This window comes from Phyllobacterium sp., assembly GCF_037994405.1.
In the GTDB taxonomy this organism is placed as follows: domain Bacteria; phylum Pseudomonadota; class Alphaproteobacteria; order Rhizobiales; family Rhizobiaceae; genus Phyllobacterium.
In genome coordinates this window covers 1-6886 of sequence record NZ_JBBNAN010000495.1, presented here as the reverse complement: position 1 = coordinate 6886, position 6886 = coordinate 1, and the positions used below count along the sequence as shown (strand labels likewise).

Genomic DNA, 6886 nt, shown 5'->3' with positions numbered 1-6886 from the left:
CAATTACATGGGGGTTGTCACGTTGTTTGAAGCACGCGGCAACGATGTCCGTCAGAGTATTTCAGACAAGCGTGAGAGTGACGGCTTTCCACTCTGCCATTGCGTTAAGGCGATGCAGGTGAATTTGGAGTGCAGAGCGGCTTATGCGAGGTGAGACGAAGAGATTGCGGATTGCAGAGAAGATCGAGACGATGCGCTGTAGCCCTCCCGGAGATCGGAAGCCTTGCATCATTCGCTCTCTTTTCCGCAGCGGCATATGTGAATTCTCCGCCCGGTTGTTGAGACCCTTGTGGGAGCGATGCTCGACTTCTGGCATGACTTGACGCTTTGCTGCTCCGTATGTGCGAAGCTTGTCGGTGATTATGCGCTTTGGCGCCAGCCCCTGTTTCTTCAGCAGGCGGACGAGTAACCGCTTGGCTGCCTTGGTGTTGCGGCGGGTCTGGACAATCTAGTCGAGCACAAACAGTGCGCCGGTGGTGATGCCAGAGATTGCCGTACCCGGCGTGAAGCCGATCGTATAGAGAACGCCTTGCCAGAACAAATCCTTGTGTTGAAGGATGGCGCTAAAGTCCCATTCGTATTGCATTGTCTTTCAGACCTTTATTCGTTGGCGGCAATGCGCGTGGGGAGGGCTGAGCGCATCAGCCAATTCCCGAGCGACAGCGCGTCGTAGACAGGTAGACCAAAGCGGCGAGAAATATCCCGGCTGAAGGGGGGCATGTTGGTGCATTCAAAAACCAGAGTCCCGATTTTCGGATGCCGTGTCAGGAGCGTTTCAACAGCGCCCTCCAGTTCCGTCCGCAAGGCTACTGCGTCATAAGCGGCTCCTCCTTCGATCATGGCATGAAACGCACCATGTTTTCGGGTCACCGCCGGTCTGCAGGAAATGATCCTGCCCAAGGCTGTCCGTATCATAGGTAACGACCCCGATTTGACGGTGCCGTTCGAGGCAATGGCGCAACAGCGAGAGCCAAAGCGGTCTCATAGCTTAGGCTGCCAGTGCCGGTGACGATCGCCGATCTGCCGCGTTGCGAAGGAATGTCGGAGACCGTCCAGCGTGCCATTGCCCCGTCCTCTGCACTACGCCGGTTGTCTAGGAATGCAACGGTCGTGTGCCTGATCTGCCGCTGGAAGATGCTTGCATACTGGAAGACGCTTGCATAAATGTGAACATCATGTATACATGATGTTCATGACTAGATTACAAGAACATCGAACCTTCTCTATGATTGAGCCGCCAGCTGAGGCAGCTCAAGATGCCGTTTACCGATGGTTGAAGCAGCATGTCCTGACGCTACCGCGTCATGAAGCAACTTTCGTCACCGAGGCTGAGGTTTGCCGCGCGACCGGATCGTCACGGACGCCTGTGCGGGAAGCGTTGTTAAGGCTGGAATCGGACGGGTTGTTGCGGATTGTGCCCAAGAAGGGCGCATACGTAGCAGCGATCACCGAAGCCGATGTCGAGTCCGTCATGCAGGCCAGAGGGTTGGTCGAGGATTGGTGCGTGCGACGTGCGGCCCTGTTAGGCGAGCCGCTGGCGGCGGAGTTGGACCGGCTTCTGAGCCGGCAAGCGGAGTTGCAACAAAGCCCGGTGACGTTCATTGAGTGCGACCGCGAGTTTCACCGGACGATCGTGCGCTCTGCCGGGAATCCAATACTGGCAGATTTTTATGAAAGTCTGCGGGATCGACAGTTGCGAATGGGATTGTATGCAATCGCTGCGTCTGAGGAGCGCACCAGTATTGTGTTGGCCGAGCATGCTGCCATCGTCGAAGCGATACACTCCGGCGATCCTGAACGCGCTGCTGGCTCAATAGCCGTGCACTTGACCAACACCTTGCTCGCGATGCGATTGCCGATAGCTGCGGGCTGGGTCCGCAGTGCAGCAGACACGCATGGATGTCGGTTTTGATGAAGGTGAAGATGCGAATGTTTGAGTGGTGGCCTGAGGTCTGGAAGTAGGCGCAGTCAAAGCGGTTCTCTTCCCGGACCATTCGAATGGAAAGGAGGGGGAAATGGGTGTCGAGTTGAAAAATGCTTTCGATCGACAGGCGTTCCGGCAAGCGTTGGGCCAGTTTCCCACCGGCGTCTGCGTCGTGACCTGCACACCGGAGTTTGAACGGCTTGGCATGACCATCAGTTCATTCAACTGTTTGTCTCTCGATCCGCCCCTCGTCCTTTTCAGCATTGATCGAAGGGCTACGAGCCTGCCGTTATGGGAGAAAGCCGAGGGATATGCGGTCAATGTATTGGCCGAAAACCAAAAGGATATTTCCAATCGGTTCGCGAAGCCCCTTTCCAACAAATGGGAAGGGGCGAGATTCGTGCATGGACAGTTCGGTGCACCCCTGCTGCTTGGCGTCGCCGCGGTTTTCGAGTGCATTCCTTGGGCCAAGTATGACGGCGGCGACCACACGCTTTTTATAGCGGAGGTGAAGAGCTTCTCGTCGTCAATCGACCGGATGCCGCTTGTGTTCAGCAAGGGGCGCTATGCGGCGCTGCAGTCAACCGAATTCGTTGCGCCACTTTGGCCGCTCGACATTCATTACTGATGAGGGAGGAGGAGATGATCAAGACCGGGGCAACACACATTGAGAAGCTGAAGGACGGCAGACAGGTCTACATCAACGGTCAACTGGCCGGAGATATCACAGTCCATACCGCTTTTCGGCAGACTGTTCGATCGATCGGATTGCTTTACGATTTTCAGTCCATTGTCGATAATCTGGAACTGATGACGTTCGAGGTGCCAGGGGCGGGCGGAGAACGGGCCAACCGGATTTGGCAACTGCCGCATAACTATCCGGAGCTTGTTCAGCGCCGCAAGGCACTCGAGGCTTGGACCGAACTCCATGGCGGCTTTCTGGGCCGTGCGCCCGATCACGTCGCCTCATGCATCTCCGGCATGTACATGGGGATCGAGGCATTCAGGGCTTATGATGCCGTTCGCGCTGATGCCCTTGCCGACTACTATCGATATGCGCGCGATAATGAGCTCTATCTCACCTATGTCATCATCAACCCTCAAGCCGATCGGTCAAAAGCCGCGAACGAACAGCAGGATCCGTTCCTTACCGCAGGCGTAGTCGACCAGGACAGCGAAGGCTTGACCGTCCGCGGTGCCAAGATGCTGGCAACTGGCGGGGTGATGGCAAATGAAGTGCTTGTGACCTGTATCCAGCCCCTTCGTGAGGGAGATGAGCGCTATGCGGTTTCGTTCGCGGTGCCCATGAATATTAGGGGGCTGAAGATCCTTTCCCGAAAGTCATACGAGGAAAGCGCGACGAGTGTTTTCGACAATCCACTCGCCAGCCGCTTCGATGAAAACGATGCGGTCCTTTACTTCGACGATGTGAAAGTGCCGTGGGACCGTGTGTTCGTCAATCAGGATATCTCCATGATCCAGAAACAGTTTCACGCCACGCCCGCCCACGTCTATCAGAACTATCAGGCCCAGATACGCCTGATGGTGAAGATGCGATTCCTTGTTGGCATCGCCAAGCGTATCGCGGAAACAAACGGCGTTATCAACTTCCCTCAAGTGAAGGAAACACTGGGTACCCTGGCTGCGCATAACACCATGGTGGACGCGCTCGTTCATTCGATGGAAGTGAAGGGCCGAATGCACGGCGCATACTTCATTCCCGACGCACACACTTTGTACTCCGCCCAGGTCTTGACCCAGCAACTTTATGCGCAAGTCATGGTGACCCTGCGCGAGCTGGCGGGGGGCGGATTGATCATGCTGCCATCTTCGGTTTCGGACTTCGCGAACAGTGAATTGCGTGATCTGATCGGGAAAACGCAGCAATCCCCCGTGGCCTCGTCGGAGGGCCGCGTGAAATTTTTCAAGCTCGCCTGGGATGCAGTCGGATCGGAATTTGCATCGCGCCATACGCAATATGAAATGTTTTATGCGGGCGCGGCTTTTGTGACCAAGGGCCATAGCTTCCGGACGTTCGATTGGGATCGCTGCACGCAGCTTGTCGATCAAATGCTCGACAGTTATGCGCTCGAGGACGAAATCTTCAAGGAAAACCCTGTAGCCGCCTGAGGTGTTCCGTGCCGGTCCAGAAAGAGCATAAGGAATTCCATTCCGTGGATATGGATGGCGAAGGCTGGCATTCGCCTCCCGGATATCCCCTTGAGATCGAACAAAAGATACTTGCGGGCAGTCTCGACGAAAACCACATGACAGGAAGTCGAACGCGACTGCTTCGATTCAAACCCGGCGCGTATACAACAGTGCCGTTTGTGCATGACTACTGGGAGGAGGTATACCTGATCTCGGGGGATCTCGTCGTCGGCGGGGCAGATGATACCCGGCATGCGTCGAGCTTCTCGTCCAACACCTATGCCTGCCGGCCACCCGGCGTCTATCACGGTCCTTTCAGGTCGGAGACAGGATGCTTGTTGCTTGAGTTTCACTACTATCCCAACCCATCCGCGCTGTGATGAACTTATCAATATCGTGGATTCCTGCAGTGCGTCGTCGGCCGTTGGCCGTCCTATAGGTTCTGATGGTAGCGGCGCGTCGTCAGGCCTATCCAGGCGGCGACAGATCGGGACTTCTTGAAGTTGCCCGGATCTTCAATGGCAGTGGCGAAAGAGGTTGCGGTGATGGCGCCGATCCCGGGGATCGACATGAGTATGCGGCATGCCTGGCTCTGACGTGCGTCTGCGACGAGCTGGCGCCCAAGCTCGGCGGCACGAATGCGAATGCCGCGCCAGGCTTCCAATATCGGCAGCACGATAAGAGCAAGCTCCTTGTGATCGATAAGAAGGCGCCGAACATTCTTTTCGAACGTAGTTCCCTTACCTGCAGGAACGACCAGTCCGAACGTTTTCATGATTCCACGAATCTGATTGGAAAGTTCGGTGGTTATCCGGACCAACCGGGTGCGTGCCGCTACGAGCGTCCGGGTCAACATGCTGTCGTACCCTTTAACCCGAACCTCACGGTAGAAACCGACCTCTGCAAGACGCGCGAGGCCATCAGCGTCATTGGCATCCGTCTTATTCGCCGCCATATCGAGCGCAGCTTTGGCATGGCGGGCATCGATACAAATAACCGGCAATCCCTTGGCGCGTAACGCATGATAGAACCACACGGAGAGAGGCCCCGTTTCGAACACCACGCGTTTGACAGTTGGCGCCCGCTTGCGGACAAGCTCGGCAATGATGTTGGGATCAGATGCGCACTTTCCGCGCCAGATTCTTTCGCCCCCACGGCGTATCGAAACTGCCGTCTCTTTCATCGACACGTCGAGACCGATATACTCTGTCATGGCTGTTCTCCCTTAGATGCCTGGGCCCGGCGTCCAGTCGTGAGCCCGCACTTCCATCTTATCGGGGAACAGCCACCCTCCAAGCCAATGATTGATTTCAGGGCGACTCGCTCCCGCGATTACCCCATGTGGACGCTCCAGTGGACGCCCCCCGACGGCATCGATGTGCCAGAATGGAGACGTTGATCACCATTTAAAGGAGGCGTCCGTGAAAGAGGTTAGCATTATTGGCCTAGATTTGGCGAAAAACGTGTTTCAGGCCCATGGGGCTGATGAAGCTGGCGCGGTGCTTTTGCGCAAGAAATTGCGTCGCGATCAGGTGCTCACGTTCTTTGCTGTGCAACCGAGCTGCACCGTTGCGATGGAGGCGTGCTCCAGCAGCCACCATTGGGGGCGGGAGATTGGTAATCTCGGCCATACGGTTCGACTGATCCCCCCTGCCTACGTGAAGCCGTTCGTGAAGCGGCATAAGAACGATGCTGCCGACGCTGAAGCGATCTGTGAGGCGGCGTTGCGTCCGACCATGCGTTTTGTCGCCGTAAAAAGCGAGGTGAGCCAAGCAGCGGCCATTGTGTTCCGGACACGCGATCTCCTCGTGCGGCAGCGGACGCAAATTATCAACGCGCTGCGGGGCCATCTTGCTGAATTTGGAATTGTCGTTGCCCAAGGTCCGGCACATATTACCAAGCTGATCCTGGCTGTGGAGGACCCGGAGCAGCTTTTGCCGGACATGGCGCGTCCAATCCTTGGAGTATTGGTCGAGACGCTGCATACATTGGAGGAGCGTATCAGGCTCCTGGATAATCAGATCGCCCGCCGTGCCAAAGAGGATGAGGTGGCGCGTCGTTTGATGACTGTTCCTGGAATTGGTCCAATCATCGCAACGGCGCTGACGGCACTGGCACCGGCGGCCGAGACGTTCAAACGCGGGCGTGATTTTGCCGCGTGGTTAGGGCTAACACCGCTGCAACGATCCACCGGCGGCAAACAGCGGCTTGGCAAGACCTCGAAGATGGGGGAACGGACGTTGCGGCGTCTGCTCATCATCGGGGCGAGCGCGGTTGTGCGGTGGGCGGCACGGAAGGGAGCCGTGGCGGGATCGTGGCTGGCGCGCATGCTCAGCCGCAAGCCACCGATGCTGGTGACAGTTGCCCTTGCCAACAAGATGGCTCGCATCGTCTGGGCATTGATGGCCAAGGGTGGAATCTATCGAGCTCAAATCGCGGCAGAATAAACGCTGCAGCGATCAGGGGGCTGTCGGAGGTGTAGGAGGTCAAATGGAAGGTATGGCGTAACAGTCGACGAGACGGGATCGGGAAAACCAGATTGCAACAATGTGCCTCGAGCACGCGGTTCTGAATTGGATCCGGTCCGCGAACTCCCATACAGGCCCGCGGCATGTCGAACGCTGCATCAGAGGCCGGATACATGTCAGCACCCGACTACACGCAATATCTGTTCCAAAAGATTCTTCTTGCACCCATCGGGGCGTCCATACATGTTGCAACGGCTGAGTTGGGCTAACTCAAGCTGATACGACAACAGCTATGCAGTGAGAATCGCGAACTGCTCAGCCAGGGATGGATTCGGGTTGAAGG

At 56.6% G+C, this 6886-nt stretch carries 7 protein-coding genes and 3 pseudogenes; 5 read left to right on the top strand and 5 right to left on the bottom strand.

What is annotated here, in order from left to right:
- Positions 1–61: 61 nt before the first annotated feature.
- The 4 genes and pseudogenes from AAAC48_RS27295 to AAAC48_RS27280 all read right to left on the bottom strand — a co-directional run.
- Positions 62–463, bottom strand: a pseudogene (locus tag AAAC48_RS27295) (DDE-type integrase/transposase/recombinase); the annotation flags it as partial.
- Positions 449–586, bottom strand: coding sequence for a hypothetical protein (locus AAAC48_RS27290; protein ID WP_340657200.1), 138 nt, complete (start codon positions 584–586; stop codon positions 449–451). The gene AAAC48_RS27290 and the pseudogene AAAC48_RS27295, both read right to left, overlap by 15 nt.
- 14 nt (positions 587–600) lie before the next feature.
- Positions 601–870 carry a hypothetical protein gene (locus tag AAAC48_RS27285; RefSeq protein WP_340657199.1) on the bottom strand — a complete coding sequence of 90 codons (270 nt, stop codon included), beginning with the start codon at positions 868–870 and terminating at the stop codon, positions 601–603.
- Between the two features lie 86 nt (positions 871–956).
- Positions 957–1064 (bottom strand): annotated as a pseudogene (locus AAAC48_RS27280) (short chain dehydrogenase); the annotation flags it as partial.
- 161 nt (positions 1065–1225) lie between these two features.
- On the opposite strand from AAAC48_RS27280, the gene AAAC48_RS27275 reads away from it, so the two are divergent.
- From AAAC48_RS27275 to AAAC48_RS27260, 4 genes are all read left to right on the top strand, one after another.
- A complete protein-coding gene (locus AAAC48_RS27275; protein WP_340657198.1) occupies positions 1226–1912 on the top strand; it encodes a GntR family transcriptional regulator in 687 nt (228 codons plus the stop codon).
- 103 nt (positions 1913–2015) lie between these two features.
- Positions 2016–2552: a flavin reductase family protein gene (locus AAAC48_RS27270; RefSeq protein WP_340657197.1), complete on the top strand. Its 537-nt coding sequence runs from the start codon at positions 2016–2018 to the stop codon at positions 2550–2552.
- 14 nt (positions 2553–2566) lie between these two features.
- A complete protein-coding gene (locus AAAC48_RS27265) occupies positions 2567–4054 on the top strand; it encodes a 4-hydroxyphenylacetate 3-hydroxylase N-terminal domain-containing protein (protein ID WP_340657196.1) in 1488 nt (495 codons plus the stop codon).
- An 8-nt stretch (positions 4055–4062) separates the two neighbouring features.
- Positions 4063–4455, top strand: coding sequence for a cupin (locus tag AAAC48_RS27260; RefSeq protein WP_340657195.1), 393 nt, complete (start codon positions 4063–4065; stop codon positions 4453–4455).
- Positions 4456–4523: 68 nt separating this feature from the next.
- On the opposite strand, the pseudogene AAAC48_RS27255 reads toward AAAC48_RS27260, so the two are convergent.
- Positions 4524–5288, bottom strand: a pseudogene (locus tag AAAC48_RS27255) (IS110 family transposase); the annotation flags it as partial.
- 208 nt (positions 5289–5496) lie between these two features.
- Here AAAC48_RS27255 and AAAC48_RS27250 point away from each other — a divergent pair.
- Complete coding sequence (locus AAAC48_RS27250; RefSeq protein WP_340657194.1) at positions 5497–6522, top strand: IS110 family transposase; 1026 nt, start codon at positions 5497–5499, stop codon at positions 6520–6522.
- Positions 6523–6886 lie beyond the last annotated feature (364 nt).